We start from the raw sequence: 26,044 nt of genomic DNA, 5'->3' as shown, positions 1-26,044 counted from the left end.
TAATACTACACATGGCTACACATTTTGTCTATTCTCATTTTTACAAATTGTTTGATTTAACATAAAAGTTTGATGACTTTTGCAGCCTGCCATTTTACGAATTGACCATACCTCGATTTAAATCAAATTTCTTCCACTTAGTAAATTATTTTGTAACAAAATTACAGATTTTGTACTATAATATGCGGACGCTTCGAAGAGAAAATCTTCAAATATTCAGACGGCCCATATTATTCATTCCCACAGCTCAAGGCCGTCTGAAGAAAACACCCAATACAAAAATCAGAAACGCGCAAACAAAATCCCTATCATATCGTTTAGCCAGGAGACCGCACATGAACCCCACTCCTATTCACCCGAAACTCGCCGAAATTACCGAGCGCATCATCGAGCGCAGCCGCCCGACGCGTGAAAAGTATCTGGCGAAAATCCGCAGCGCCAAACAGATGGGACGCTTAGAGCGCAACCAGCTCGGCTGCAGCAACTTGGCACACGGCTATGCCTCCATGCCTAAGAGCATCAAAATCGAAATGCTTCAGGAAACCGTCCCCAACTTAGGCATCATCACTGCCTACAACGACATGGTTTCCGCACACCAGCCGTTTAAAGACTTCCCTGACCAAATCAAAGACGAAGCACAAAAAAACGGCGCGACCGCCCAAGTCGCCGGCGGCACGCCCGCCATGTGCGACGGCATCACGCAAGGCTACGCCGGCATGGAATTATCGCTGTTTTCCCGCGACGTGATTGCCATGAGTACCGCCATCGGTCTGTCGCATCAAATGTTTGACGGCAGCTTGTTTATGGGCGTATGCGACAAAATCGTTCCGGGCTTAATGATCGGTGCGTTGTCTTTCGGTCATATTCCTGGCATCTTCGTTCCGGCAGGCCCGATGTCTAGCGGTATCGGCAATAAAGAAAAAGCCCGTACCCGCCAGCTTTTCGCCGAAGGTAAAGTCGGCCGCGACGCCTTGCTTGAAAGCGAAATGGGCTCTTACCACAGCCCGGGTACTTGTACCTTCTACGGTACCGCCAACTCCAACCAGATGATGATGGAAATGATGGGCGTACACCTGCCTGCTGCTGCCTTCGTCCACCCTTATACCGACCTGCGCGAAGCACTGACCCGCTACGCAGCCGGACACCTCGCACGCGGCATCAAAAACGGCACCATCAAACCATTGGGCGAAATGTTGACCGAAAAATCCTTCATTAACGCCCTGATCGGCCTGATGGCAACCGGCGGCTCGACCAACCACACCATGCACCTCGTTGCTATGGCGCGTGCTGCAGGCGTGATTTTGAACTGGGACGACTTCGATGAAATTTCTTCCATCATCCCATTGCTGATCCGTGTGTACCCCAACGGCAAAGCCGACGTAAACCACTTTACCGCTGCCGGCGGCCTGCCTTTCGTTATCCGCGAATTGCTGGACGCAGGCCTGTTGCACGATGATGTCGATACCGTTGTCGGACACGGTATGCGCCACTACACCAAAGAGCCTTTCCTCATTGACGGCAAACTTGAATGGCGCGAAGCCCCTGAAACCAGCGGTAATGAAGACATCCTGCGCAAAGCCGACAACCCGTTCTCCCCAGACGGCGGTCTGCGCCTAATGAAAGGCAACATCGGTCGCGGCGTAATTAAAGTGTCCGCCGTGCGCGAAGGCTGCCGCATCATTGAAGCACCCGCCATCGTGTTCAACGACCAACGCGAAGTATTGGCCGCATTTGAACGCGGCGAGTTGGAACGCGATTTCGTCTGTGTTGTCCGCTACCAAGGCCCGCGCGCCAACGGTATGCCCGAATTGCACAAACTGACCCCTCCTTTGGGCATCCTGCAAGACCGCGGCTTTAAAGTGGCACTGCTGACCGACGGCCGTATGTCCGGCGCGTCCGGTAAAGTTCCGGCCTCTATCCACATGACGCCTGAAGCCCTGATGGGCGGCAACATCGCCAAAATCCGTACCGGCGACTTGATCCGCTTCGACTCCGTTACCGGCGAACTCAACGTCCTGATCAACGAAGCCGAATGGAACGCCCGCGAAGTCGAACGTATCGACTTGAGCGCGAATCAACAAGGCTGCGGCCGCGAACTCTTCGCCAACTTCCGCAGCATGACCAGCAGCGCAGAAACCGGTGCCATGAGCTTCGGCGGCGAATTTGCCTAAACCCTTTTCAGACGGCCTCTTAAAACAATCAGGTCGTCTGAAACCATGTTAACGACCCTATTACGATACAGTCCCCAACGGAGACCTAAAATGTCTAAACTGACCCCTCGTGAAATTCTGACTGCCGGCGCAGTTGTGCCGGTAATGGCGATTGACGACTTGAGTACTGCCGTCGATTTGTCCCACGCCCTTGTCGAAGGCGGCATTCCCACCCTCGAAATCACCCTGCGCACCCCTGTCGGTCTCGACGCCATCCGCCTGATTGCCAAAGAAGTTCCTAACGCCATCGTCGGCGCGGGTACGGTAACCAATCCCGAACAGCTCAAAGCCGTCGAAGACGCAGGCGCGGTTTTCGCCATCAGCCCGGGTTTGCACGAATCCCTCGCCAAAGCCAGCCACAACAGTGGCATCCCCCTGATTCCGGGCGTTGCCACTCCTGGCGAAGTCCAACTGGCTTTGGAACACGGCATCGACACCCTCAAACTCTTCCCTGCCGAAGTCGTTGGCGGCAAAGCCATGCTCAAAGCCCTGTACGGCCCTTACGCCGATGTTCGCTTCTGCCCGACCGGCGGCATCAGCCTGGCAACCGCTCCCGAGTACTTGGCGCTGCCTAATGTCTTGTGCGTCGGCGGCTCATGGCTGACCCCAAAAGAAGCCATCAAAAACAAAGACTGGGATACCATCACCCGTCTGGCTCGCGAAGCTGCCGCTTTGAAACCAAAAGCCTAATCAGGTTATTAAGTTAAAAGAGAAAAGGCCGTCTGAATATGATTTCAGACGGCCTTTTTATATCAATTAAGCCAATACTTTCCGCGCCGCTTCCACACCCCAATACAAAGCCTCTTCAAACACCGAATAGCTGCTTAAGTCACTGTGTGCAAATAATAATCCAGTATTTCGATTTCTGATTTTTAATAAAGCCTCATCGCTTAAATAGCCGGGTTTCGGCACGCTCATGCCATGCCCGCGAACGGTAATGTCAACATGGGAAACATGCCGCCAAAAGCCTTCGCCGTAAGCGGTAAGCAGATCTTGTGCGGCAAACTGGAGCAGCTCTTCATCGCTTGCTTCAAGCAGCTGGCGGCGGACGGCTTGTGGCGTATCGTGATTGAGCGCGGCGTAGGCGGTAAAAATCGTACGTTCAGGACGGGCAACCCGGATAAGCTGGTTGGTCGCAACAACATAGCCCAGTCCTTGGCTGCCGTAAACCACATTGTCCCACGCAAGTTCGCTGTTGTTTTTTTCTTTCGGAAAACTGTGCAGTTCAAAATTGGAAACCAGCCATGGCGCGTATTCGGGAATATTCAGACCAAATTGTTCGGGAGATTCAATAATGTGGGCGGCAACCATCAGCGGCATGGCGGAGATAACGTGTTGCGCGGTGACGGCAACGGTTTCCCCTTTTGCATTATCACGCAGCCACACTTCAATCCGGCCGTCTGAAAGCGGTTTGATTTTGACGGCAGAAGCATTAACCGAAGCAGGTTTCTCCAAACGGATACTGTTTTCAGACGGCCATTGCCAGCCTTCCTGCAAATCGGCATGACGGCGCAGGTTTTCAGAAAGATGTGCCAAACCTTCGGGCCAAGTGAGGACAGTTTCTGCATTGTTGCGGGCGGCAAAATAATGCAATCCGGCAAAGGCAGATACTTGCCCGATGCCTTGTCCGTAATCGTCGCGGCAACAATAATCGAGATACCACAAAAGCTCGGGCGAATGGTAACCTTCCTGATCAAGCCATTGTTGAAACGTCAGATGATCGAGCTTTCGCCATGTTTCATCTATCGATGACAGCGCAATCGGAATGGCAAAAATTTTCTTACCGTCATTGCCGTAAGCCTGTTTCAGACGGCCTATCAAATCAAAAAACCGTTTGGAATCCGCATCTTCTTTCGGCAATAAATGTTCTACCCATTTATCCTGATATAAGAGGCGCGATTCGGGCGCATAGACCAAATCGGTTTCCCTAAAGCTGCCATCCGACTGCAAAATACCGAAATCCGCCAACATCTCGCGCACATACACGCTTTCTTTCGACGGCAAAGCCAAATAATGCGCACCGCTCGGCGCTTTCAGGCCGTCTGAAGACGTATAGGCGGCATTGTTGCCATTACGTTCAAACCCTTCTGCCAACAATACATCGCGGTGATTATGCTTCGCCAAATACCACAATGCTCCCAACCCAGCCGCACCGCCGCCGAGTATCAACGTATTGCATTCATAACGACGGGTCGGCGAACTGAGCAATTCCCCGTCACGCAACAAATGCCCCAACGGCAAGCCGACACGGTTAATAGAAACCGGCGGTTTGCGGTTGAGGTACTTATAAGTCTGCCAAGAGAAAGCAGAGGCGGCACCAAGCACGGCGGTATAGCTGAGAAATTGACGGCGGGTTAGCATGTTTTATAAAAAGGTCGTCTGAAAAAATAAAAGTAAAACGATACAACGAGGTTAAGCAGATCTCACGTTATTTATGCCCTGCCGAATAACCATGATAGGATCTGCCGGAATGCGATGAATCACTGTCTTCCGCTTGGACATAGTTGAATAAGACGGTAAGAAAAATGATGAAAGCAAAGAAAATAATCATCCCTACCCGTTCTTCTTCGTAATCACGATCGTTTTTATATCTGTCAGAAATCCATATCCATACCAACGCACACAGACTGACCACTATACCGACAGGACTACGTAGATGCGGCGACAGCCAGGCCGGAAGGTTGACGATGATAAGAATCAGCATAGCAATGATACGGGCTACATTATCTCTACTCCCAACATTTCTATTGTCGCCCTTCAGCCAGTAAGAGAGCATCTCCTTAGTATCAAAAGACAGACCGAATGCCTTTCTCATTTGACGGTAAGACACAGGACTGCTTTTACTCCAGACAATTTCGTCCTTGCTCTGCTCGGAACACAGAATGACATTCCGGCCATAACTTTTCTTGCCGCTATATTCCTTGTAATGAAGCAAATCGCCTTGTTTGACTTTCCAATAAAAAGCACCAGCCGCTACCTCGACCTGCCCGCGGTAATGATCAATCAACATTTCACCGGCAGGATTGCCACTTGAATCAAAGTCCGGCCATGTTTGTAATGGTTTCTGACAGCCGCCAGCGTTTTCCAGACTCAATCAGCCAGGCAAAACCTTGTTGAGTGTTATAAAGCAGATATTCCGTCCAGTATTCGGACTGATTTTGATTATAGGACGATATCTCGACAAATCTTACAGCCCCGATAATCAGATATTCTGTATCGTTCAGACGGCCTTTCGTACCAATGGAAAGTGTGAACAGATTTTCTTGTTCTTTCCTTTGGGCATTTGCCTCCATCAACGCAACAGTATCTTTTGTCGTATTCAAACTGCTGCCGCAAGACTGACATAAAAGGAAAGAAGTAACACCCCTTGGCCAATGAACAGGAGAGCCGCAATGCGGGCAGTTTTCAGAAAGAATCTCTCCTTTCAGACGACCTGCACTTTCATGGATTTCATCATCACTGCGCTTATTTTCCAGCTTCAAACTGTCCAAACTGACTATGCGTCCGAAGTAGGAGTCCATTGGAAACGTCGAATAATCCAAGGTCAAAAACAAATTGCCCCGTCGCCAGTCGCAAACCTCGCCTGCCGCTTGGTTCTCAGATAAGTTGAACGGCAACTCGCCTTGCGCATCGGTATTACGGTAATGTATGGTGCGGACATCTGACGCAATAAAGGTTTGGCCATTAAAGATCAACGAACTGGAACCGGCTTTCACCGACTTAAAATTTTTCGGCCCCCGTCTCCTCTTCTGGGCAAGTAAACATGTCATCACATATAAATCGCCAACCTCGGAAAGCCAGCCGGTCTGCCCGTCATCAAACAAGACATACCATTCATTCCATGCGCCGACATCGTAATGCACCTGCAATCGCCCAATCAGCGTAAATTTCCGATCATCAAAAACGCCTCGCGTTCCAATCTGCAACGGACTGAAATCTTCCAGCAACGCAGAATCACGCCCTGAATTGGCAACAAAATATCCGCTCCTCCCCTTACCGATTCTAGCAACCAGCATACTGTGACAATGGCCACACACCAGCGTCACGGCAGTAGCGGAATACGCCTCCACAGGCGCACCACAGCTTGGGCAATCGGTTTTAAAAAAAGGCGTTTTTTCCATATAACGTCAATATTTCAGTTTAATCAGAACAAGGTTTAAGACCGTCTGAAAACAGCATATGCAAGACTTCAGACGGCCTCTTAATGAAATGTTTACATCAATCTTGTTGAACTTTCGGAGCTTCTTTGAAACGTTTCTTGTTAAGCAGCGTGTCGGCAAAATATGTGAACCGTTTTTCTTCGTTCATATTGCTCATGACATAGTACACCTGTTTGCAACCAGGTTCGTTCAAGATAATCGACTCGGCATCGTTAGTTTCTAGAATGCCTGATTTCTTTATGGTTTTGCTGATGTTTTTGATACATTGCCAGTATGCTGCTTCGCGTTTGTCATCATTTTTTATCAGTTCGAAGGATCGTTTCACCTCTTTCCCTTCTAATACTAACTTATAGGAAAACTTAACCAAGGAAGGCCCCTCTTCATATTTATCTTTTGAAGCTAATAGCTCTTCTAAAGTTTGACCCTGAATTTTTTTTAAGAAGGTACGGTAATACAGAATACACTGAGTATCGCTTAGCCAATCTATTCCTTCTCCTTCTTTACAACGAGCTCGTAGTTCAGTAAGTAATTCATCTATACTTTTTTTCTCTAACTTGTCCATTTCAGGCTGTATTTTTTCAATCAAGATTAACCTCAGGGCAGTAGAAATTATCTTTTTCTGCTTCTGTTCTTCTTCCGTACCCGAGAAGTCACTTTCGATATCTGGATAGTCTTGTTTTATAGTGCTCCTGAAATTTTGCCAAGGTGTTTGGGCATATTTTTGAGCCAAGCTTTTTTTGGTTTGTAAGACTTCGGGCGATTCTTCCAGCTGCTTCCGCCATGCTATTCCTGATAGCTCTTCATCGATGAGAAATTTCTCGTTTTCTTCCTGGCTTTGTTTGACTATTTTGTGGAAAATTTTGCTTTCAACCGCGACATTTAAATCCAGAGGAAACTCCAATTGTTTCATAATGTTATCGGTAACGGCACATTCGGGATAAAAACCGAGATAAAACTCCGGCTCGAAATTTTCTTCAAAGCTGTCCATTTGGGTAACCGAGACTTTTTCTCCGATTTTTTTTACACACTGCCTATATTCGGAATCGAGTTTACCGTAGTCTGACATTAATTCTCGATTTATTTTCTCCAAAGCAGATCCAAGGGTAAAACGATAAGCTTCAAATAAAATAGGAACAGGCATATGCTCGCCGTCGTTATACTGTTTTTCCATCTCCACTAATTCGGATAGTGTTTTTTTCGAGAGTTTTTCTTTTAAAACATGATAATAGACTTTACACGAAGGGATATAGCCCCAAGTATCCTCCTTGCAGATTTGCGACATCTTTTGGGTCAGCGTTTCAATATTGTTCGCTTCCGATTCTGCTATAAACCGTTTCGCTTTATCAATAAAGATACGTTCGATGGCTTCTTTTTTTGCATATTCTTCTGACGTACTGTCTGTGTAAAGGAAATGGACAGATTCCTGATAGAGTGCGGCAGGATAAAACTTTTTCCAATCTATTTCTGAGTATTTCTTTTCTAGTTCTGCTTTAAACCGCATAACCTGTGCCTCAAATTTTTGATTGGTGGCTTCACTTTCCTCATTTTCCCTCTGCCATTTGCGTAATGGTTCTGCGGAATTAGCAGCCGTCCACGCAGCGATACAAGAAAATAATTCCGCATTATCTTGGTTGAGCATTAAAAGGTCATCGGGATACGCAGCAATCATTTGTTGATCTCTGCTGTTTTCCATATCAACGCCTGCTTTCTCAAATACTCTGTCTTTCAAACATTGCTCTTTTTTTGCTTGGGCTTCGTCAAGATGTTGGAAATAATATGCACGGTCTTTCACCGTTGAAGCATGAGGAACCGAAGGATGATGACTGACACATGCTCCTAAGGTGAGCATGGATAAGGCAAAAATGATGGAAGTACGAACATGCATTTCTGATTTCCTTAATCAGGATATTTTAAAAATGTAAGATAAAGCCGTCTGAAAACGGATTGAATATGCTTTCAGACGGCCTGTCTTTTAATAAAGAATAAGTTAAATCTTTTTTCTTGATTGTTCTGCCATATGATGAACTTTGTTTTTTTCTTTAACTAAAGCCAAGTTTACTAATCGGCAAAAAATTGTACATCTCTCTCTTTTACCCATCCGGTTGGGCAAACGCCTTTTGCGACAATAAGCAACTGACCTTCATTATCAACATGAGTGGAAAGACGACATTTTTTGCCTTTGGGCGGTTTGATTTTCCATTCAGTCGGGAAATCGGTAGGTTTGGTGCAGTTGTCAGGCAGGCCCATATCATGACAACTGATTTGGTTTTCTTTGATTGCCAAAGGTACTTTTTTTACTTTTATCCAAGAGTATCCTTCTTCGGTATTTTTGCTGTCATTACCGACAACGCAAAGGTATTGCATATGGTGCAATTGAGTGATTGAAGATGCTTTATCGTCCGGTTGAGCTTGCAGGGATGCGCCTTGGTTATTACTGACATAAACTTGATTACGGCAATACTCGGTACGATCATGTGTTAATTTTTTTGCTTCGGCACTTTCCACTCCAAGCAAAAACAAACCTGCAAGCAAGTAAATAACCAATGGCAAACTTCTGTTTCTCTTCCAATCTTTTATTTTAAGCATTTTGTTTAAAAGCCTTTTTATACAAAATTTGTTATCTAATTTACTATCAGCCAATTTTTTCCAGACGGCCCGACAGATTTTATTGTTCAACCGATGGTTGTACATCGTCCAGTATACCTTCGCCACGTTGCACAACCGTCCAAACAGCCCTTGCTGCCACCAACTCCCTGCACAAGATTTCCTTCACTTTTTCCAATTTCATACCGCCGCAAATAAATGCATCAATAGCAGCGAAGCGGTGTTCAGGCCAAGTGTGGATACTGATATGGGACTCGGCGAGCAGCAAAACACCGGTTACGCCGCCTGCGCCACCGAAGGTGTGGAAGTGTTCGGTCAATATGGTGGCTTCTGCAGCCTGTGCGGCAGCCACCAAAGCGGTTTTCAGACGGCCTTCATCTTTTAAGATGGCTTCATCGCAACCGTATAAGTCCAATAGGCCATGATTACCGGGCGCATGGGTCATTTATGGCCTCCGGAATAACCGCTGCCGCCATAATAGCCGCCGGAGTGCATACGCGAGCCGTCGGAATCGGAAGAGCCGTAGCTGATGATCATGGAGATGACGATGATGATGGTACTGAAAATGATGTAAGTGATTCTCGACATGTTAATCCTCGTCCTCGTCTTTTTTGCCCATGGTCCACAACAACCAGCATCCTATAAAGATGACGGTAAGTGCGGCAGAACTATCGCCGGTCAGAAGCGCAGGGAGATTGACGACAACCAGGATGACGGTCATTATGATTCTTAATGATTTATCAATGCCGTCCGCCGCCATGTTTGCAGTGTAATGCGGAGCTTGGCTGGTCAGATTAAACGCGTCTGCAATCTCCCGATAAGCAATTGGGGCACTTCTAGTCCATGCCATTTCGTGACTGTTTAGTTCGGAGCCAATCTTACGGCTTTGTCCGTCTCTGTAATCGCTGTAATAGTTCAAATCACCGTTTCGGACACGCCAATAAAACGCTCCGCTGGCAATCCTGACCCGTCCGCCATAGTCATAAAGTTTGCCATAGCCTTGCGGTTGGCGGTTGCGGTCGAGGCGCGGCCAATCGTTCAAGGTTTCGGAAATATTCCAACCTTCATCAGCTTCAACCAGCCATAAGAAACCCTGAGTTGGGTTGTAAAGCAGATACTCTGTCCACTGCCCTTCTGGTGCCAATGTATGTTTGGCACCTTTGAACAAGTTATCAAATGTTTCCTGCGCATCTGTTTCTAAATATCTAATTGCGCCGATAACATGAAACTCTTTATTTTTCAGACTGCCTGTCGAGCCGACAGGCAAAGTAAACATCGTATTTTGCGACAAACGCAGATTATTGGCGGTAATAAGCTCCGCTTTATCTTTGCCGACTGCCAATTCGCTGCCGCAACTTTGACAGTTCAGATGGGAAGTCAGCCCGTTTACCCAATGAATGGACGAGCCGCAGTTAGGACAGTTTTCTGAAGTAATACTGCCTTTCAGACGGCCTGCGCTTTCTTTAATTTCATCTTCGTGGCGCGTGTTTTCCAGCTTCAAACCATCTAGGTTTACCATCCGCCCGAAGAAGGCTTCGGGAGTTTTATTGTTGTAATCGAGCGTGATGAAAAGGTTTTCGCAACGCCAGTCGGAAACCCGATTTTCTGTATCCTCTTTCAAAACAAACGGCAATTCGCCCTGCGCAGCCGCATGTTTCAAGCTGATGTTGCGGACATCGGAGGCAATATAGTGCTTATCTTGAAAAGTCAGCTCGCTAAATCCGGCTCGCGTATCTTCAAATTTCGGCGGATTATCGATTTCGACCGGCATGGTCATCACATACAAATCGCCCGCCTCAGAAAGCCAACCGGCTCTGCCGTCGTCAAACAGCGCATACCATTCATTCCACGCGCCATCGTCGTATTGCACCTGAAGCCGTCCAACCAAGGTAAAGCGTTGTGCGACAAATGTGCCGCTGGTTCCGATTTGCAGCGGACTAAAATCTTCCAGCAATGCGGAGTCGCGGCCGGAGTCGACAACGCCGTTATCTTTCCGCACCAGCATGCTGTTGCAATAGCCGCACACCAGCGTCACGGCAGAAGCAGAATGCGCCTCGACAGGTGCTCCGCAGCTTGGGCAGTCGGTTTTGAAGAAAGGAGTTTGAGACATGGGTTTGCTTTTTCAGAATGGGTTGGAGTGTTTCAGACGGCCTTAACGTTTTTGAAGTCGGACAGGCTTAATCAAATCATTTGAAAGGCCGTCTGAAACCTTTTCATAGAAGCAGCTCAACGCTTCTTTTGAATGATATTTTTCAGACGGCCTTCAATTGATCAACCAATCAGCTGTTTCAACACTTCAGCCTTGGCTTTGTCAAAATCTTCTTGCGAAATCAAACCGCCATCCAGCAAAGACTTGAGTTTCACCAATTTAGCCTGCGGATCTTCGGCAACCGGCTGAGCATTTTGCTGAGCCTGTTGCGCATTCGGCTGCATCATGCCAGCCATGGCACCCGCCATCGCCTGACCAATACCGGCACCTACGCCCAAACCTGCACCGATTCCGGCAAGTCCGCCTTCATTTTGTGCCGCAAGCGGAATAGATTCGGCGGTTTGATATTGGGTGTAGCGTCCCAAATCGCCGATAACACCCATCGAAATTTTCTTATCCAACGCAGCCTGAATAGACGCGGGCAAAGTAATGCTTTCAACAGTGAAGTTTTCCAGTGCCAAACCCAGCTTGGCAAATTCCGCGCCAAGCAATTCGCCGATTTTTTGCGACAGCAAAACTTGGTTCGCCGCCATATCCAAGAATGGGATACCGGAGCTGCCGAACGCGGCCGCCAACTGGGTGACTGCGATATTGCGCAGTTGGTTTTCCAAGTCTACGCCGCTGTATTGCGCCGCCACACCACTGACTTCTTTAAAGAATTTTGCCGGATCGCTGATGCGGTAAGAATACATACCGAACGAACGCAGTTGCACCGCGCCAAACTCAGCATCGCGCACGGTAACTGGTTGAGACGTACCCCATTTTCGTGCGAGCTGTTGTTTGGTATTGAAAAAGTAAACATCCGATTTAAACGGAGACTCAAAAAGCTTGTCCCAGTTTTTCAAGTTGGTCAGCACTGGCAGAGTTTGCGTATTGAGCGTGTAACGCCCCGGACCGAACACGTCCGCGGTTACGCCTTCATCGACAAACATCGCCATCTGCGCCTCACGCACAGTCAGGCTTGCACCGTTTTGGATCTCCTCATCGGCAATCGGAAAACGCCACATCAGCAGGCTGTCATCGGGATTCGGCCATTGAATGACGTCGATAAACTGTTTCTTGATAAAGTTGAACATCGCAGTTCCTTATTTGAAGAAGAAAGGATAACTTATGGGCAGTCAGGTCAATTTGCCTAGTCGGTTATATCGCTTATTTTATATAAATAGAATGTCATACGATATTAACATTCAAAATGTCTTTATGCATGGGAATAGAGTGGGTGGCTGCATATACTTTTATCGCAAACTAAATAATAACTATATAGATATTAACTTTTGAAAACTTCGAAATTAAACCTCTTACCGACTCAGTTTTACACTATTTCCAGGTTTTTTATCCATACTGTCTCATAAAAAAGACAAATATTTGCGATAAATCATTAAAGAATATAATAAAAGTAAATATATTACCCCATCAGCATTGTTAATGTTCATTAAATATTATAAACTTTGCCATGCAATAACATTAAATTATCACACTGATTTTCCCAAACTAAAAGGAATTTACATGAAAAATTCTGCTCATTTCTGTCTTGCTGTGTTAGCACTGTCTGCTGCAGTAGGCGCACAGGCTGCCCGCCCTGTTGAATTTACCGTTGGCAGCGAATATTACAACGAAACCTATCGCGAATATGAACAAGATGGTAGTCGAATAATGCAACAAAAAGGCAACCTGTGGTCTATTAATGCGGGGGTTAAATACCGTTTCAACGATCGCCATGCGGCAAAATTGGAAGGCCGTTATTCCCGTGGTAAATCAGATTACACAGGAAGCTTCCAAAATGGATTTGGTGAATCCACAGGTTATGGTTCTGCCACACTCAAAAATGCACCTCGCCGCGCATACGATATCCGTGCCTTATATGAATATACACATCCAATTAACGATCGCTTTAGCCTGACTGCCGGTGCAGGCTTGGGACACCGTGTTCTGAGAGATTTGAGCCGACGTGTCGATCCTGATGATTATGACCGCAAAAACCGAACCACATATGCGCAAATCAATGCCGGTGTAAATATCGCACTTCCAGCAAACTTTGAGATTGCTCCTCGTATTGCCTACAATCGTGCCGTTAAGGGCCGCCAGTATTCTTACGAGCCAGATCGAGAAGAAACCAGAATGAAACAAGGCGGTGGACAAGGTATTGAGGTTGAAGTACCTGTATCTAAAAAATTCTCTAACGGTTCTAAAATCAGTCTGACCCCGTTCTATCGCGGCTGGAAAGTCAAAGATTCAAACTTCACCGTTACAGAAGACTATGGCTTCATTCAATTGGGCGCGATCGAACCTAAAAACCGCACCCGTGAAACAGGCATAAGATTGCAATACTCGTTCTAATTTAGCAAACTTAAGTAGTTAAAACATTTCAGACGGCCTTGTATATAACAGGCCGTCTGAATTTTTTGATGCTTTCAGAATTTCACTATAACGCCAATACCATCAGACATAAGACCTTATCAGTCAAAAAAATCTACCGATAATTTTTCTAGGTAGGAGTCAGGAACAGCACATCTTTTGCTATCCAACCGACCATCAAAATCAAGTCAAGCAAGCCGCATTCAAAATGCCGATCGAGATGGACACTGCACCAAACAACGCGCCGACGGCAACATTGTTACCGATGAGTTCTGCGGTAGCGCCTTTAATCATCATTGTCGCAGCGAAATAGACAAAAATCTGAATTACGGCTGCGGCAAGGGCCCACAGGATAAAATCGATGAAGCTGACGCTGTGTGCAATGCTTGAGGCAAGCGTCAGACAAAAACCGACCAACGCGCCGCCAAATGACAAGGCGCAGGCAAGGTTGCCGTTTTTAATCAGGCGCAATTCTTCAACGGGTGTAATCCGCAGATATACGGCAGCAAAAACAACGGTCATGGCGATACCTGCCAACATGTATTGCAGGTAGAGCAGATATTGGGACAGAGAAATACTCACGATAAGATTCCTTGGTTTGCAATAAAGTGATTATGCCATATTTTTGAAGATAAACCCTTCGAAAAATATGGCATTTTTAGAAGCGCTTCAGGCCGTCTGAAACGGTCTGATTTTTAATTCATGTTTTATTGTGATAATCGTTGACGATTTTTGTATGTTTATGTAACTATTGCGCACCGTTATTTATTAGAGCAAAGAGGAGAATATGAGCATACTCGCCGCTATCCGCCCTAAAGAGCCTTTGCGCCATTTGCGCTGGTTTGACATGCTGATTGTGACCGCTATCCTGTTCGGTCAATTTGCCTACCGTTCTACCCAACTTTATATCGCCAGCCTGATGCCGCAAGTGGAAACAGCCGCGGTTGCCGAAGAGGCGCGCGATACTGCGGTAACCGGCGTGGCTTATTCTGAAAACATGAGCCTGCAGTTGACGCTGCTTGCTATTGCTCTGATTTACCTCGTTATCCGCCGTTTCGACTTCAAACAATTGCCGATTCGTTTTAACTTAGGCGTGTTGTTTTGGACGCCTGTGATTTTTATCCTGATGGGTCTGACCGCCGATGCGGTAACTTCGTTAAGCGGCGGCTACAATTACTTCACCACTGAAATCTTCCAATACATCAAACCATTATCCATTTTTGACAAATTCGCCGCCCTTGCGCCGATGGCCATCCTCTACGGCCTTTTAAACGGCTTTTATGAGGAATTCTGTTTCCTCGGCCTCTTGACCTGCGTGGAAGACAAATACAAATGGCAGGCATTGGCCTATTCGACCTTGGTGCGCATCTCCTTCCATACTTATCAAGGCATGCTTTGGGCGACCGTTATCGGCGTTGTTTTCGGCTTGATGTACTACTTCTTCTATAAATACAAAGTCAAAAACCTGCTGCCGTTTTTCCTGATTCACGCCTTGGCAGATATCTTCGGCTCCGGCTTCATCTATTTGATTTGCGCTTAATGGCAATGGTTGACTGAATAAACAAGGCCGTCTGAAACATCATCTTCAGACGGCCTTTTATCATCTATCGGCTTACTTAATCAACGTAATTGCCACATTCGCATCTTCAGTTGCAACGGCCTCAATCACGACATCTCCGCCAAATCGCAGCACCGAGCCTGCGCCAACCGTATGTTTTTCCTTCTGATTCAAGGTTACGTCAAAGCTTCCTTTTCCAACGGCAAAAATCAACGTTTTAAAACCCGGATGATCGTGCGGCTTAATCTGCTCCCCTTTCTTCATGTCTTTCTTAACGACCATGTAATTTTCGCCGCTGAAAATCTTACCGTTTTCTGAAGAAACCTCTCCCAAAGGCGCGGCAGAAACAGCAACGGAAAACAAAGCAGACAGCAATACGGCAGAAATATTGGCAACTTTCATGACAAGCCTTTCTTGAAAATAGGGCTTTCATTCTACAAAAAACCACTATATTTTTCAATAATAATTCTCATTTCTTAATCTAAAGGCCGTCTGAAACCCAACGATATTTTTCAGACGGCCTGATTGATCTGTATAATATTTTCTTATTAATAAAATCGCTTTATATACCCATCAAATGGAAACCGTCAGAAAAGATCCGCTCGGCTCGGCATGGATGGTTATTGCCGCGCTCGGCTTTACCGTCATGAACCTCTCCATCAAAGCCGCCTCAACGCAATTCGGCTTTTCCAGCGGCGAGCTGGTCTTTTGGCGCATGCTGGTCTCCACCCTGTTCTTAGGCATCATGGCCAAAGCGCAAGGCAACACGTTTTCCACGCCGCATTGGAAAACCCATCTCAACCGCAGCGTCATCGGCACGCTTGCCATGATGTGCACGTTTTATTCCGTCATGCACCTGCCGCTGGCAACAGGCGTCACGCTCAACTACACGTCCTCCATCTGGCTGGCCATCTTTTCATTTTTCATTTTAAAAGAAAGAATTACGCTTTATACCCAAGCCATTTTGGTTATGGGCTTTATCGGCGTTATCCTCTTGCTCAACCCATCTTTTCAAGGCGGACAAGAATTTGCCGCGCTGGTCAGTTTGGCAGGTGGCGCCATGTCGGGCTGGGCGTATTTGCAGGTGCGCGAACTCTCTCTTTTGGGCGAGCCGGGCTGGCGCGTGGTGTTTTACCTCTCGCTTACCGGCCTGATTATGGGCGCAGTCTGGAGCACCATCACAGGCTGGCATCCGCTGACCATCTCTTCCCTGCCCTATCTGGCCGGCAACGGCATCTCCGCCATGATTGCACAATTGGCCATGACCCGCGCCTATAAGGTCGGCAAGAAATTTACCGTTGCCTCGCTTTCCTACCTGACCGTCGTTTTCTCCGCCCTATCCGGCGTATTGCTTTTCGGCGATAAAATCACTTGGCAGGAAGCTGTCGGCATGGTTATCATTGTTGCAGGCGGCGTGTTCAGCAGTTTTACTCCGGCCTCAATCAAAAAATTTCTGATGAAGCAATAATTTAACAAGGAGAACACCATGATTTCCATCCGCGAACAATCTTACGGCTTAAACGTAGCGCTGTACAACGAGTTCACTTTGGACGATTTCCGCCAATTGGAAGAAGCCTTGTTGGCCGCGAAACAAAAAGTCCATCTGCCCGACATCCTGTTGGACTTGTCCATGCTGAAAGACTTCACCATCGATATGGCGGTTGAGCAAATCAAATTCCTCAACCAACACGAAACCGACTTCGGCCGCGTTGCCGTCATTACCGACGACATTTGGATCAAACTCGGCGCGCGCCTTTCCAGCCTCTTGACCAACCAACATCCCAAATATTTCAGCGATGCTGCCGAAGCACAGGCTTGGTTGTTGGCAAGCAATTTGAAATAAAGATAAGGCCGTCTAAACGCATTACCTGAGCAAATTCAAAACCGCTTAGGCTCAAAATCAACGGTATCACAATATTTTTCAAAGCATAAAAAAAGGCCGTCTGAAACCTTGCAACCCGCAAAGTTTCAGACGGCCTTTCATCGTTTTTATTCAAAAACTTACATCACATCCAATACATCAATACCCAGCAATTCCAAGCCTTGTTTCAGCGTGTCGCCGGTCAGCTTCGCCAGTTGCAGGCGGCTGTTGCGGGTTGCGCCTTCTGATTTCAAAATCGGGCAGGCTTCGTAGAAGCGGCTGAACAGAGTGGCAATTTGATAGAGGTAGGCGGCGAGGTAGTGCGGATACGCAGTATCTGCCACACTTTGCAGTACGTCTTCAAATTTCAACAGCTCGGCGGCCAGTTGTTTTTCCAAAGGTTCGGTCAAAACGGTTGGCGCGGTTGCATCCCATTCGCCTGCTTTGCGGAACACGCTTTGCACGCGTGTGTAGGCGTATTGCAGGTAGGGGGCGGTGTTGCCTTCAAACGAAAGCATGGCATCCCAGTCGAACACATAATCGCTGGTGCGGTTTTTACTCAAATCGGCATATTTGACTGCGCCGATGCCGACAACTCGGGCAATTTTCTCTGCATCACTTAATGCTGTATCAGTATATTCCTCTGCTCCTCTGACAATCTTGTCAATCTTATCGATAGGAAGATGATACACAACATCGTTTTCCAAAGTAATTTCCAACTTTTTATTTTCTAAGTTGTACTTTAATTTATTTTTTAAATTATCAGAATTAGTTAAAGAAGAAATCTTTTTTAATCCATCTTCTAATTCTGTTGTTAATTGCCATTTTGGATTTTTCTCTTTTACGACTTGTTCGGCTCGATTGATCGCTTCATCAAGTAAATCAACCAGTTTCACGGTGTCGCCACTGCGCGTTTTGAACGGTTTGCCGTCTTTGCCCATCATGGTGCCGAAGCCGATAAACTCGGCTTTTACATCTTCCGGCAGATAGCCTGCTTTGCGGGAAGTTGTAAAGAGTTGCTCAAAGTGCAGGGCTTGGCGGTGGTCGACGACATACAACAGGCGGTCGGCATGAAGCGTACCGACGCGGTAGCGCAAACACGCCAAGTCGGTGGAAGCATAAAGGAAGCCGCCGCCTTGTTTTTGCACGATAAATGCGGCAGGTTCGCCTTCTTTGTTTTTGAACTCGTCCAAAAACACGACTTTCGCGCCGTCGTCTTCGACTGCCAAACCTTTCTGAGCCAAATCATCGACCACGGGCTGCAAATCGTTGTTGTATGTCGATTCGCCCGCCACGTCTTCTGGACGCAGTTTCAGGCCCAACGTGTCATAAACGGCTTGGGCGTGCGAGAGCGAAATATCGACAAACTGTTTCCACAACGCCAAAACGGTTTCATCGCCGCCTTGTAGCTTCACAACGTATTCGCGTGCAGTGTCAGCGAAGGCAGGATCTTCGTCAAAGCGTACTTTGGCGGCACGGTAAAACTGTTCCAAATCAGCCAGCTCAAACGCGGCATTGTCTTTTTGCTGCTCAACCAAATAAGCGACCAACATGCCAAACTGCGTACCCCAGTCGCCGACGTGGTTTTGACGGATAACGGTGTTGCCCATAAATTCCAACACGCGCGAAATGCTGTCGCCGATGATGCTGGAACGCAGGTGGCCGACGTGCATTTCTTTGGCAAGATTAGGCGAAGAATAGTCGATAACGACGGTTTGAGGTTTGTCGGTTTTTGCTACGCCGAAACGCGCGTCGTTTAAGGCCGTCTGAATGTTTTGGGCGAGGAACTCAGGACGCAGGCGCAGGTTGATAAAGCCCGGGCCGGCTACTTCCGCACTTTCAATCACAGCGTTGTCCGCCAATACTTCGGCCACTTTTTGCGCCAACTCGCGCGGATTTTGTTTGGCTTTTTTCGCCGCACCCATCACGCCGTTGATTTGGAAATCGCCGTGTTCGGCATTCTTGGTCGGCTGCAAAACAACGGGGCTGTCGGCAATGCCTGCGGCGGCAAAGGCTGCTTGGGCTTCACGTTCGACGGTTTGGTATAAATTCATGTTGTCGGTCTCTATCAATTCAAATCAGGCGGTATTTTAAAAGAATTTCGGGCTTTAAAACAGGGCAAGCTGCAATACTTTTCCAGCGGCTTGTTATATGATTGCATTCTGATTCAACGATTTTGCTGTAAAGGCCGTCTGAAAGGAAAAGCCATGAACCCGAAAAATACGCTTTGTCTGATTGTCGATATTCAAGAACGCCTGCTGCCCGCCCTTTCCGGCGCGGATGAAATGTTGGAACGCTGCCGCCTGCTGATTCAAGGTTTGACGGCTTTGGACATCCCCTTTGCCGTAACCGAACAATATCCGAAAGGTTTGGGCAGCACCGTATCCGCCGTATCGCTGCTGTTGCCCGAAGGCACGCCGATTGTCGAGAAAACCCAATTTTCGGCGTTTTTGCCCGAAATTCAGGAAATCTTACGCAAAAACGACATTAAAAACGTTATTTTGATGGGTGCTGAAGCGCATATCTGTATGCTTCAGACGGCCTTGGATTTGAAGGCGCAAGGTTACGCCGTATTCCTGCCTTTCGAATGCACCGCCTCGCGCACAACGGCCAACCGCGACAATGGTTTGGCGCAAATGAGCCGTCAAGGCATTATCGTTTCCAATGTCGAAAGTATTTTGTTCCAACTGCTCGGCGATGCCAAACATCCGGCCTTTAAGACTATCTCCAAACTAATTCAATAACAGGCCGTCTGAAATGCAATACACCATCCGTCCTGCCCTGCGCCAAGACTTGCCCGCCATCGTCGATATTTACAACAGCACCGTGGCCACGCGCCAATCCACGGCCGATTTGTCGCCGACCACGGTTGCCGAGCGTGAAATGTGGTTTGCCGCGCACACGGACAAACGCCCGATCTACGCCCTTTACGATGCCGACGGCACCGTATTGGCATGGGGCAGTTTCAGTGACTACCATCCGCGCTACGCCTACCACATCAGCGCGGAAGTCAGCATTTATGTCCGCCACGATATGCGCGGCGCAGGCGTGGGCAAAATCCTGTTGCGGCACATGCTCGAACGCGCACCGTCCTTAGACATCCACAACGTCATCGCGCTTGTGTTCGGCCACAACTATCCGAGCCTGAACCTGTTTCACCGTTTCGGTTTTGAAGAATGGGGGCGGCTGCCACAAGTCTGCGACTTGGAAACCATGTTGGCAGACGTGGTGATTTTGGGCAAAAGGATTGTGGATTGATTACGGCAAAGGCCGTCTGAAAACTGAATTCAGACGGCCTTTTGACGGCAAAACCTTTATTCCGGTTTCTTCGCCAGCATGGTAACGAATTTAAACTGAATCGGATTGCCGAATTCGTCTTTCGCGTGCATCGAACCCAGCTCTTCCTTGTATTCCACCAATTCCCAATCCTTATAGTATTCGCGCAGCTCGCCCTCACTAAACTTGAACGGGAACGGCATCGGGCAAGGGAAATCTTCCGTATCCATCGCAGACACGATCAGGTTGTAGCCGCCGGGGTTGGTGTGTTCCTTTATATTGGCAATCACGTCAGGAACGTAACGCGGCATCAGGAACATAAACACCACGGTCGCCACCATATAATCGAAGTTTTCCTGAATATTGGCGGCGTTGAGGTCGTATTCAAACGCGCGGACATTCAACTCTTCGATACGCGCCAGCTCTTCCACGTTTTGAACCGCATGGGGATTATTATCGACAGCGGTAACGTCAAAACCTTTCAAACCCAGATACAGCGCATTGCGGCCCTGACCGCAGCCCATATCCAAAACCTTGCCGACAGGTACGATGCCTTCGGCAGCACGGACGGCCGAATGTGTCGCGCTCATGCCGTATTTCTTATTGAAATAGTCTGCCGCCTCGCAGTAAAACGACAGTTGGATTTCCGTGTCTTGCGTTTGCGGCGCGATAAAGTGCCATGCTTGCGGATGGATAATCCAATCATCGCTTTCAGGCGTCAGCTCGTGCGTGGACGTAACATTGCCCGCCTCGTCCACTTCATTGAAGTTCAGACGGCCTTGGAGGACATTGAGGCAGCCCCAAGTACCGGCGGCAGTATTGTGTTTGGACAACAAGGCTTCGGGAATCTCGTCCGCCGTCCACACCGGCATCTGCTTGTAACAAAACAATTCTTGCTGTTCGCTCATCATGTTTCCTTTCTATTTTGACGGTTTCAACACAGCTTCTGCCAAGGCTTTTTGAATGGCAATCACGCTCTTGTCGCTTTTAAATTGCAAGGTTTCGGTTGGCACCTCGCCGGAAGAAACCCAAATCTTCAGCTCGGCATCCAAATCAAAATGACCCGAGGTTTCCACCGAAAAGCGCGATACTGAACGGTATGGAATCGAACGGTAAGACACTTTCTTGCCGGTCAACCCCTGCTTGTCCACCAACACCAGCCGATATTCGGTAAACACAATCAAATCGCGCACCAGGCTGAATGCCATTTTTACCTGTTCGCCATCAATCAGGATATTCGCCAAATCGCGTTCCACCGCATCGGCGTCTTTTTGCGAAGCATTGCCCAAAAGGCCGCTGAACAATCCCATATCTGCCTTCTTTCTATACGAGTGATAAAGCGCAGGGTATTTTACACGCGTAAACCGTATTTGCCGATATTTCAGACGGCCTTATGTTATGATAATGATACCGCCTTATTCGACAAAGACATGCCCATGGATAAACCCGTTTACCTCTACACAGACGGCGCATGCAAAGGCAACCCCGGCGCAGGCGGCTGGGGTGTATTTATGCGCTACGGCACACACGAAAAAGAACTGTTCGGCGGCGAAGCCGAAACCACCAACAACCGTATGGAACTGACTGCCGTCATCGAAGGCCTGAAATCCCTAAAACGCCGCTGCCAAGTCGTCATCTGCACCGACTCGCAATACGTCAAAAACGGCATGGAAAGCTGGATACGCGGTTGGAAAAAAAACGGCTGGAAAACCGCCGCCAAAAAACCGGTTAAAAACGACGACTTATGGAAAGAGCTGGATAGTTTGGTTCAACAACACGATGTCCGCTGGACATGGGTAAAAGGCCATGCCGGACACCCAGAAAACGAAAAAGCCGACGAACTTGCCAATAAGGGCGCGGCAAAATTTTTATAACATTTCATCCATGACTGCACTCAAACATCTCAAACCATTCTTTTGGATTGCCATCATTGCATTGATTTGTGTGACGCCCATAGCACTTATGTTCGCCTATTCGCCCTTTCATGATGTCAATGATTTTTTTCGCTTTGGCTTGTGCGATCACGTTAAGAGTGCCGAAGAATGTGCCGACTTAATCACGCCCTCCTATTTATTTTGGTGGTTTATACCTGAACCGTGGCTTTTCGCATTCATATCTCTGACTGCCATTTACCTTGTTCTAAAAATCCTGATTGAAATCATCCGATTCCTATTCAGACTGAGAAAGAAAAACCCATGACCTGCCCCATCTGCACTGCCGACAACGAAGATATTTTGCTGCAAACGCCAAACCTGCGCGTTATCGCCGTCCACAATGAAGCCGGCGCACCGGCATTCTGCCGCGTGATTTGGAATAACCATGTTTCCGAGATGACCGACCTTTCCCCTGCCGAACGCAATGAAATCATGGAAATGGTGTATCAGGTTGAAGCCGCAATGCGCCAAGTCTTCCGCCCGGCCAAAATCAATCTGGCCAGCCTCGGCAATGTTGTGCCTCACTTGCATTGGCACGTCATCGCCCGCTTTGAAAACGACGCCAACTTTCCTGCGCCGATTTGGGCCGCGCCCGTACGCGAACACGGTATGACCCTGCCCGAAAATTGGCCGGAACAAATCAAAAACTTAATCGCTTAAACTTTCAGACGGTCTGCAAGGCCCGACACGCCTAGTTCAGGCCGTCTGAACATATAACGAAAGGAAAACCTCAATGAACTCCACCACGCGCCGCCATTTCCTGCGTACCTGCTCTGCCGCGGCAGGCGCAGGGTTGCTACAAGCCTGCGGCACAGGCACGACCACCACACCGCAAACCAAAACCACTTCCACCACCGCGAAAGCCCAAACCGTGCAACCTAAGCAACCCCATCCGCCACGTTCCGGCGACAACCTCCTGCGCGTTGTTGCGCCGTCAGGCTTCGCCGAAGACCCCAACCGCGTGACCACCGGCCTGACCCGCCTCTACAACGCAGGCTTTACCGTGACCAACCAACAAGCAGGCAGCCGCCGTTACCAACGCTTTGCCGGCAGCGATGCCCAACGCGCCGCCGACTTCCAAGACGTTGCCAGCGGTCGTGTCGAAACGCCTAAAATCTTGATGGGCCTGCGCGGTGGCTACGGCGCGGCACGCATCCTGCCGCAAATTGACTTTGCCTCACTCGGCGCCAGAATGCGCGAACGCGGCACATTATTCTTCGGTTTCAGCGACGTGTGCGCCGTCCAACTCGCCCTGTTGGCCAAAGGCAATATGATGAGCTTTGCAGGCCCGATGGTGTACAGCGAATTCGGCAAAGCAGACCCCAGCGTCTTTACCATGGATTCGTTCATCCGCGGCACGACCAACAACGTCAACATCGTTGATGTTCCGACCATCCAACGCGCCGATGTCAACGTCGAAGGCACATTGTGGGGAGGCAACCTCAGCGTTCTCGCCTCCCTCGCCGGTACGCCTTATATGCCTGATATTCAAGGCGGCATCCTCTTTATCGAAGACGTCAGCGAGCAACCCTACCGCATCGAGCGCATGCTCAACACGCTTTATCTGTCAGGTGTTTTGCAAAAACAACGCGCCATCATCTTCGGCGATTTCCGCATGGGCACCATCCGCGACGTGTACGACTCCAACTACGATTTCTCCGCCGTAGTCAACCACATTTCGCGCACCGCCAAGATTCCTGTGTTGACCGGCTTCCCATTCGGCCACATCACCAACAAAACCACTTTCCCTTTGGGCACGCATGCCAAAGTCCGCAGTAACGGCAACGGCGGTTATTCCGTAACCTTCAGTGGCTATCCTACGCTGAACCCGTCCGCGCTGACACTCGACAGCCTGCTGCCTCCTCCTGTTCCGACTTACGACAGCACTATCTACCGCGACAGCATCACTGAAGAAGTCACCGAATAAGACTTATTCAAATCAAAAGGCCGTCTGAAACCCAGTTTCAGACGGCCTTTTTATATCTTCATCTTAACCGTAACGTCGTTGGAAATCTTTCATAAAGTCGGCCAACGCGTTCACACCTTCAAGCGGCATCGCATTGTAAATACTGGCACGCATACCGCCGACGGTTTTATAGCCCTTAAGCAGGCACAAGCCCTGCAACTCGGCTTCCAACACAAAGCGGCGGTCCAAGTCTTCACTTGCGGTTTTGAAGACCACGTTCATTTTGGAGCGCGCATCAGGATGAATATCATTTATGTAAAAACCGCCGCTGCCGTCTATCGTCTCATACAAGGTTTGAGCCTTTATTCGATTGACCGCTTCAATTTTTTTCACACCGCCCTGCGTTTGCAGCCAGCGGAACACCAAACCCGACATATAAATCGCATAGGTGGACGGCGTGTTGTACATACCGTCGCGGTTGATGTGAGAGCGGTAGTTGAACACATCGGGAATATCGTTCGGACAACGCTCCAGCAAATCCTCGCGGATAATGACCACGGTCGCACCGGCAGGACCGATATTTTTTTGTGCACCGGCATAAATCAAGCCGTAATCGGATACATTAAACTCACGCGACAAAATCTCGCTCGACATATCGCACACCAGCGGCGGCAGGCCGTCTGAAAGTTTGGGGACGTTTTGATACTGCAAACCGTTTACGGTTTCATTAATCGCAAAATGAACAAACGCAGAATTCGGGTTGACATCCCAATCCTCCACCGCAGGCAGGTTTTTATAGGCATATTGCTCGCCGCCATGCGCGGCCAAACGGATTTCGGCATTGCTCAAACGGCTCATCTGTTCATAGGCAATACGGCTCCAGTTGCCCGTTACCACCGCATCGGCAGTCGTAAAACCGTGCGCTAAATTCATGGCCACCATATTAAATTGCGCGGTCGCACCGCCCTGTAAAAACAGGATTTTATAGTTGGACGGAATATTCAAAAGCTGGCGCAAGTCTTGTTCGGCATGATGCAGAATGCTCAAAAACATATCCGAACGGTGGCTCATCGCCATCACGGGGAAACCCGTACCGTTGTAGTCGAGCATTTCCTGTTGCGCGGTACGCAATACCGCTTCCGGCAATACGGCAGGACCTGCGGAAAAATTGTAAATCGGATGTGCGAACATGGCGGCCTTCTTTCTTATTCGGAGAGTATAAGGAAATTGTAGAACCGCCTTGCACATTGTGCAAGCACGAAAAACCAGGAAATACAAGGCCGCCTGAAAACAAAGCAACACCAATTCTTTGTTTTCCAAAATAATTTCAGAGACACCACATCAAAACTTGTCAACAATTTCCTTTTCAGACGGCCTCGCCCCTATCCTTCCATTTACGCAATCACTTCAAAAAATCCACGCCAAATCAACGCTTTTCTTTTATCTTGAAAACAGTTATAATAGGCCAATTTTTCAAATCACACGAAAAATGGCCGCGCGGCCATTTTTTTGTTTATGTACTTCTGGAGAAGCATGGATATTCAAAGCATTCTTGATAAAACCCTGCCCGGCTTGGGCTACGAGCTGGTCGATTTCGAACTGACCGCACAAGGCGATTTACGCGTTTTCATCGATAAAGAAGGCGGCATCACCGTCGAAGACTGCGCCACTGTCAGCAACCATCTGAGCCGCGTGTTTATGGTTGAAGACATCGACTACAAACGTTTGGAAATCTCCAGCCCGGGCCTTGACCGTCCGTTGAAAAAAGCCGCCGACTTCGTGCGCTTTGCCGGCCAGAACGCCAAAATCAAAACACGCCTGCCGATTGATGGTCAGAAAAACTTCATCGGCCGCATCGAATCTTGCGAAAACGACATCGTTACCGTCTCTTTCGACGGCAAAACTGCCCAAATCGAATTGAGCAACATCGACAAAGCCCGTTTGCGCCCCGAATTTAAATTTTAAAAACCG

At 48.3% G+C, this 26,044-nt stretch carries 28 protein-coding genes; 13 read left to right on the top strand and 15 right to left on the bottom strand.

What is annotated here, in order from left to right:
• Positions 1-335: 335 nt before the first annotated feature.
• Both edd and HMPREF2952_RS05020 read left to right on the top strand, forming a co-directional pair.
• A complete protein-coding gene (gene edd, locus HMPREF2952_RS05025; RefSeq protein ID WP_004519344.1) occupies positions 336-2,171 on the top strand; it encodes a phosphogluconate dehydratase in 1,836 nt (611 codons plus the stop codon).
• A gap of 90 nt (positions 2,172-2,261) precedes the next feature.
• A complete protein-coding gene (locus tag HMPREF2952_RS05020) occupies positions 2,262-2,900 on the top strand; it encodes a bifunctional 4-hydroxy-2-oxoglutarate aldolase/2-dehydro-3-deoxy-phosphogluconate aldolase (RefSeq protein ID WP_003745733.1) in 639 nt (212 codons plus the stop codon).
• A 66-nt stretch (positions 2,901-2,966) separates the two neighbouring features.
• Here the strand turns inward: HMPREF2952_RS05020 and HMPREF2952_RS05015 are convergent, their stop codons facing one another.
• The 9 genes from HMPREF2952_RS05015 to HMPREF2952_RS04985 all read right to left on the bottom strand — a co-directional run bounded on the left by HMPREF2952_RS05015 (position 2,967) and on the right by HMPREF2952_RS04985 (position 12,259).
• On the bottom strand, positions 2,967-4,571 hold the full coding sequence (locus HMPREF2952_RS05015; protein ID WP_049335410.1) for an NAD(P)-binding protein: 1,605 nt from the start codon (positions 4,569-4,571) through the stop codon (positions 2,967-2,969).
• A 67-nt stretch (positions 4,572-4,638) separates the two neighbouring features.
• Positions 4,639-5,220: a hypothetical protein gene (locus tag HMPREF2952_RS11505; RefSeq protein WP_283120699.1), complete on the bottom strand. Its 582-nt coding sequence runs from the start codon at positions 5,218-5,220 to the stop codon at positions 4,639-4,641.
• Between the two features lie 25 nt (positions 5,221-5,245).
• Positions 5,246-6,331, bottom strand: a complete 1,086-nt coding sequence (locus HMPREF2952_RS11500; RefSeq protein WP_224783365.1) for a DUF4178 domain-containing protein — start codon at positions 6,329-6,331, stop codon at positions 5,246-5,248.
• 97 nt (positions 6,332-6,428) lie between these two features.
• A complete protein-coding gene (locus HMPREF2952_RS05005) occupies positions 6,429-8,255 on the bottom strand; it encodes a hypothetical protein (RefSeq protein ID WP_049335405.1) in 1,827 nt (608 codons plus the stop codon).
• A 173-nt stretch (positions 8,256-8,428) separates the two neighbouring features.
• The gene (locus tag HMPREF2952_RS05000) at positions 8,429-9,010 is read right to left on the bottom strand and encodes a hypothetical protein (protein WP_224783366.1); all 582 of its coding nucleotides are present in this window, start codon (positions 9,008-9,010) and stop codon (positions 8,429-8,431) included.
• A 25-nt stretch (positions 9,011-9,035) separates the two neighbouring features.
• Complete coding sequence (speD, locus tag HMPREF2952_RS04995; RefSeq protein WP_049335402.1) at positions 9,036-9,419, bottom strand: adenosylmethionine decarboxylase; 384 nt, start codon at positions 9,417-9,419, stop codon at positions 9,036-9,038.
• Complete coding sequence (locus HMPREF2952_RS11330; protein ID WP_162837292.1) at positions 9,416-9,562, bottom strand: hypothetical protein; 147 nt, start codon at positions 9,560-9,562, stop codon at positions 9,416-9,418. Before HMPREF2952_RS11330 ends, speD begins: the two co-directional genes overlap by 4 nt.
• A gap of 1 nt (position 9,563) precedes the next feature.
• Positions 9,564-11,084: a DUF4178 domain-containing protein gene (locus HMPREF2952_RS04990; RefSeq protein WP_224783367.1), complete on the bottom strand. Its 1,521-nt coding sequence runs from the start codon at positions 11,082-11,084 to the stop codon at positions 9,564-9,566.
• Positions 11,085-11,245: 161 nt separating this feature from the next.
• The gene (locus HMPREF2952_RS04985; protein ID WP_049335400.1) at positions 11,246-12,259 is read right to left on the bottom strand and encodes an SPFH domain-containing protein; all 1,014 of its coding nucleotides are present in this window, start codon (positions 12,257-12,259) and stop codon (positions 11,246-11,248) included.
• A 430-nt stretch (positions 12,260-12,689) separates the two neighbouring features.
• Between HMPREF2952_RS04985 and HMPREF2952_RS04980 the strand changes: the two genes are divergently transcribed.
• Positions 12,690-13,520, top strand: a complete 831-nt coding sequence (locus tag HMPREF2952_RS04980) for an outer membrane beta-barrel protein (protein ID WP_039861962.1) — start codon at positions 12,690-12,692, stop codon at positions 13,518-13,520.
• A gap of 201 nt (positions 13,521-13,721) precedes the next feature.
• On the opposite strand, the gene HMPREF2952_RS04975 is transcribed toward HMPREF2952_RS04980, so the two are convergent.
• Entirely contained in the window at positions 13,722-14,120 is a 399-nt protein-coding gene (locus HMPREF2952_RS04975) for a DUF350 domain-containing protein (protein WP_039861961.1), read from the bottom strand.
• Between the two features lie 205 nt (positions 14,121-14,325).
• Here HMPREF2952_RS04975 and HMPREF2952_RS04970 point away from each other — a divergent pair, with 205 nt between their 5' ends.
• A complete protein-coding gene (locus HMPREF2952_RS04970; protein ID WP_004519330.1) occupies positions 14,326-15,078 on the top strand; it encodes a CPBP family glutamic-type intramembrane protease in 753 nt (250 codons plus the stop codon).
• A 72-nt stretch (positions 15,079-15,150) separates the two neighbouring features.
• Here the strand turns inward: HMPREF2952_RS04970 and HMPREF2952_RS04965 are convergent, their stop codons facing one another.
• Entirely contained in the window at positions 15,151-15,498 is a 348-nt protein-coding gene (locus tag HMPREF2952_RS04965) for a cupin domain-containing protein (RefSeq protein ID WP_004519329.1), read from the bottom strand.
• A 175-nt stretch (positions 15,499-15,673) separates the two neighbouring features.
• Here HMPREF2952_RS04965 and HMPREF2952_RS04960 point away from each other — a divergent pair, with 175 nt between their 5' ends.
• Entirely contained in the window at positions 15,674-16,564 is an 891-nt protein-coding gene (locus HMPREF2952_RS04960) for a DMT family transporter (RefSeq protein ID WP_004519328.1), read from the top strand.
• 18 nt (positions 16,565-16,582) lie between these two features.
• Entirely contained in the window at positions 16,583-16,939 is a 357-nt protein-coding gene (locus HMPREF2952_RS04955) for a SpoIIAA family protein (RefSeq protein WP_003678720.1), read from the top strand.
• Between the two features lie 158 nt (positions 16,940-17,097).
• On the opposite strand, the gene argS is transcribed toward HMPREF2952_RS04955, so the two are convergent.
• The gene (gene argS / locus HMPREF2952_RS10945; RefSeq protein WP_004519327.1) at positions 17,098-19,011 is read right to left on the bottom strand and encodes an arginine--tRNA ligase; all 1,914 of its coding nucleotides are present in this window, start codon (positions 19,009-19,011) and stop codon (positions 17,098-17,100) included.
• Between the two features lie 153 nt (positions 19,012-19,164).
• On the opposite strand from argS, the gene HMPREF2952_RS04945 reads away from it, so the two are divergent.
• On the top strand, positions 19,165-19,701 hold the full coding sequence (locus tag HMPREF2952_RS04945) for an isochorismatase family protein (protein WP_004519326.1): 537 nt from the start codon (positions 19,165-19,167) through the stop codon (positions 19,699-19,701).
• A 13-nt stretch (positions 19,702-19,714) separates the two neighbouring features.
• On the top strand, positions 19,715-20,215 hold the full coding sequence (locus HMPREF2952_RS04940; RefSeq protein ID WP_004519325.1) for a GNAT family N-acetyltransferase: 501 nt from the start codon (positions 19,715-19,717) through the stop codon (positions 20,213-20,215).
• Between the two features lie 56 nt (positions 20,216-20,271).
• Here the strand turns inward: HMPREF2952_RS04940 and tehB are convergent, their stop codons facing one another.
• Together tehB and HMPREF2952_RS04930 are read right to left on the bottom strand one after the other, a co-directional pair.
• On the bottom strand, positions 20,272-21,141 hold the full coding sequence (gene tehB, locus HMPREF2952_RS04935; protein ID WP_039861960.1) for an SAM-dependent methyltransferase TehB: 870 nt from the start codon (positions 21,139-21,141) through the stop codon (positions 20,272-20,274).
• A 12-nt stretch (positions 21,142-21,153) separates the two neighbouring features.
• Entirely contained in the window at positions 21,154-21,543 is a 390-nt protein-coding gene (locus HMPREF2952_RS04930) for a PH domain-containing protein (protein ID WP_004519323.1), read from the bottom strand.
• Between the two features lie 126 nt (positions 21,544-21,669).
• Here HMPREF2952_RS04930 and rnhA point away from each other — a divergent pair, with 126 nt between their 5' ends.
• The 4 genes from rnhA (at position 21,670) to HMPREF2952_RS04910 (ending at position 24,094) form a co-directional block, all read left to right on the top strand.
• Positions 21,670-22,107 (top strand): ribonuclease HI, encoded by a 438-nt coding sequence (gene rnhA / locus HMPREF2952_RS04925; RefSeq protein ID WP_049335392.1) that lies wholly within the window; start codon positions 21,670-21,672, stop codon positions 22,105-22,107.
• A gap of 10 nt (positions 22,108-22,117) precedes the next feature.
• Positions 22,118-22,432: a hypothetical protein gene (locus HMPREF2952_RS04920; protein ID WP_049335391.1), complete on the top strand. Its 315-nt coding sequence runs from the start codon at positions 22,118-22,120 to the stop codon at positions 22,430-22,432.
• Positions 22,429-22,827, top strand: a complete 399-nt coding sequence (locus HMPREF2952_RS04915) for an HIT family protein (protein WP_004519320.1) — start codon at positions 22,429-22,431, stop codon at positions 22,825-22,827. Before HMPREF2952_RS04920 ends, HMPREF2952_RS04915 begins: the two co-directional genes overlap by 4 nt.
• Positions 22,828-22,900: 73 nt before the next feature.
• Entirely contained in the window at positions 22,901-24,094 is a 1,194-nt protein-coding gene (locus tag HMPREF2952_RS04910; RefSeq protein WP_070695337.1) for an LD-carboxypeptidase, read from the top strand.
• Positions 24,095-24,157: 63 nt separating this feature from the next.
• On the opposite strand, the gene serC is transcribed toward HMPREF2952_RS04910, so the two are convergent.
• Positions 24,158-25,264, bottom strand: coding sequence for a phosphoserine transaminase (serC, locus tag HMPREF2952_RS04905; protein WP_070695336.1), 1,107 nt, complete (start codon positions 25,262-25,264; stop codon positions 24,158-24,160).
• 342 nt (positions 25,265-25,606) lie between these two features.
• Between serC and rimP the strand changes: the two genes are divergently transcribed.
• On the top strand, positions 25,607-26,038 hold the full coding sequence (gene rimP / locus HMPREF2952_RS04900; RefSeq protein ID WP_003685973.1) for a ribosome maturation factor RimP: 432 nt from the start codon (positions 25,607-25,609) through the stop codon (positions 26,036-26,038).
• Positions 26,039-26,044 lie beyond the last annotated feature (6 nt).

The sequence above is a fragment of the Neisseria sp. HMSC068C12 genome, assembly GCF_001814095.1.
Classification (GTDB): Bacteria; Pseudomonadota; Gammaproteobacteria; order Burkholderiales; family Neisseriaceae; genus Neisseria; species Neisseria perflava.
This window is presented reverse-complemented; position numbering and strand designations above follow the sequence as displayed.

What these genes read in the sequence shown, in the direction of transcription:
- edd (WP_004519344.1), top strand. Translation starts at nt 336, where the DNA reads ATGAACCCCACTCCTATTCACCCGAAACTCGCCGAAATTACCGAGCGC.
- HMPREF2952_RS05020 (WP_003745733.1), top strand. Translation starts at nt 2,262, where the DNA reads ATGTCTAAACTGACCCCTCGTGAAATTCTGACTGCCGGCGCAGTTGTG.
- HMPREF2952_RS05015 (WP_049335410.1), bottom strand. Translation starts at nt 4,571, where the DNA reads ATGCTAACCCGCCGTCAATTTCTCAGCTATACCGCCGTGCTTGGTGCC.
- HMPREF2952_RS11505 (WP_283120699.1), bottom strand. Translation starts at nt 5,220, where the DNA reads ATGTTGATTGATCATTACCGCGGGCAGGTCGAGGTAGCGGCTGGTGCT.
- HMPREF2952_RS11500 (WP_224783365.1), bottom strand. Translation starts at nt 6,331, where the DNA reads ATGGAAAAAACGCCTTTTTTTAAAACCGATTGCCCAAGCTGTGGTGCG.
- HMPREF2952_RS05005 (WP_049335405.1), bottom strand. Translation starts at nt 8,255, where the DNA reads ATGCATGTTCGTACTTCCATCATTTTTGCCTTATCCATGCTCACCTTA.
- speD (WP_049335402.1), bottom strand. Translation starts at nt 9,419, where the DNA reads ATGACCCATGCGCCCGGTAATCATGGCCTATTGGACTTATACGGTTGC.
- HMPREF2952_RS11330 (WP_162837292.1), bottom strand. Translation starts at nt 9,562, where the DNA reads ATGTCGAGAATCACTTACATCATTTTCAGTACCATCATCATCGTCATC.
- HMPREF2952_RS04990 (WP_224783367.1), bottom strand. Translation starts at nt 11,084, where the DNA reads ATGTCTCAAACTCCTTTCTTCAAAACCGACTGCCCAAGCTGCGGAGCA.
- HMPREF2952_RS04985 (WP_049335400.1), bottom strand. Translation starts at nt 12,259, where the DNA reads ATGTTCAACTTTATCAAGAAACAGTTTATCGACGTCATTCAATGGCCG.
- HMPREF2952_RS04980 (WP_039861962.1), top strand. Translation starts at nt 12,690, where the DNA reads ATGAAAAATTCTGCTCATTTCTGTCTTGCTGTGTTAGCACTGTCTGCT.
- HMPREF2952_RS04970 (WP_004519330.1), top strand. Translation starts at nt 14,326, where the DNA reads ATGAGCATACTCGCCGCTATCCGCCCTAAAGAGCCTTTGCGCCATTTG.
- HMPREF2952_RS04965 (WP_004519329.1), bottom strand. Translation starts at nt 15,498, where the DNA reads ATGAAAGTTGCCAATATTTCTGCCGTATTGCTGTCTGCTTTGTTTTCC.
- HMPREF2952_RS04960 (WP_004519328.1), top strand. Translation starts at nt 15,674, where the DNA reads ATGGAAACCGTCAGAAAAGATCCGCTCGGCTCGGCATGGATGGTTATT.
- HMPREF2952_RS04955 (WP_003678720.1), top strand. Translation starts at nt 16,583, where the DNA reads ATGATTTCCATCCGCGAACAATCTTACGGCTTAAACGTAGCGCTGTAC.
- argS (WP_004519327.1), bottom strand. Translation starts at nt 19,011, where the DNA reads ATGAATTTATACCAAACCGTCGAACGTGAAGCCCAAGCAGCCTTTGCC.
- HMPREF2952_RS04945 (WP_004519326.1), top strand. Translation starts at nt 19,165, where the DNA reads ATGAACCCGAAAAATACGCTTTGTCTGATTGTCGATATTCAAGAACGC.
- HMPREF2952_RS04940 (WP_004519325.1), top strand. Translation starts at nt 19,715, where the DNA reads ATGCAATACACCATCCGTCCTGCCCTGCGCCAAGACTTGCCCGCCATC.
- tehB (WP_039861960.1), bottom strand. Translation starts at nt 21,141, where the DNA reads ATGAGCGAACAGCAAGAATTGTTTTGTTACAAGCAGATGCCGGTGTGG.
- HMPREF2952_RS04930 (WP_004519323.1), bottom strand. Translation starts at nt 21,543, where the DNA reads ATGGGATTGTTCAGCGGCCTTTTGGGCAATGCTTCGCAAAAAGACGCC.
- rnhA (WP_049335392.1), top strand. Translation starts at nt 21,670, where the DNA reads ATGGATAAACCCGTTTACCTCTACACAGACGGCGCATGCAAAGGCAAC.
- HMPREF2952_RS04920 (WP_049335391.1), top strand. Translation starts at nt 22,118, where the DNA reads ATGACTGCACTCAAACATCTCAAACCATTCTTTTGGATTGCCATCATT.
- HMPREF2952_RS04915 (WP_004519320.1), top strand. Translation starts at nt 22,429, where the DNA reads ATGACCTGCCCCATCTGCACTGCCGACAACGAAGATATTTTGCTGCAA.
- HMPREF2952_RS04910 (WP_070695337.1), top strand. Translation starts at nt 22,901, where the DNA reads ATGAACTCCACCACGCGCCGCCATTTCCTGCGTACCTGCTCTGCCGCG.
- serC (WP_070695336.1), bottom strand. Translation starts at nt 25,264, where the DNA reads ATGTTCGCACATCCGATTTACAATTTTTCCGCAGGTCCTGCCGTATTG.
- rimP (WP_003685973.1), top strand. Translation starts at nt 25,607, where the DNA reads ATGGATATTCAAAGCATTCTTGATAAAACCCTGCCCGGCTTGGGCTAC.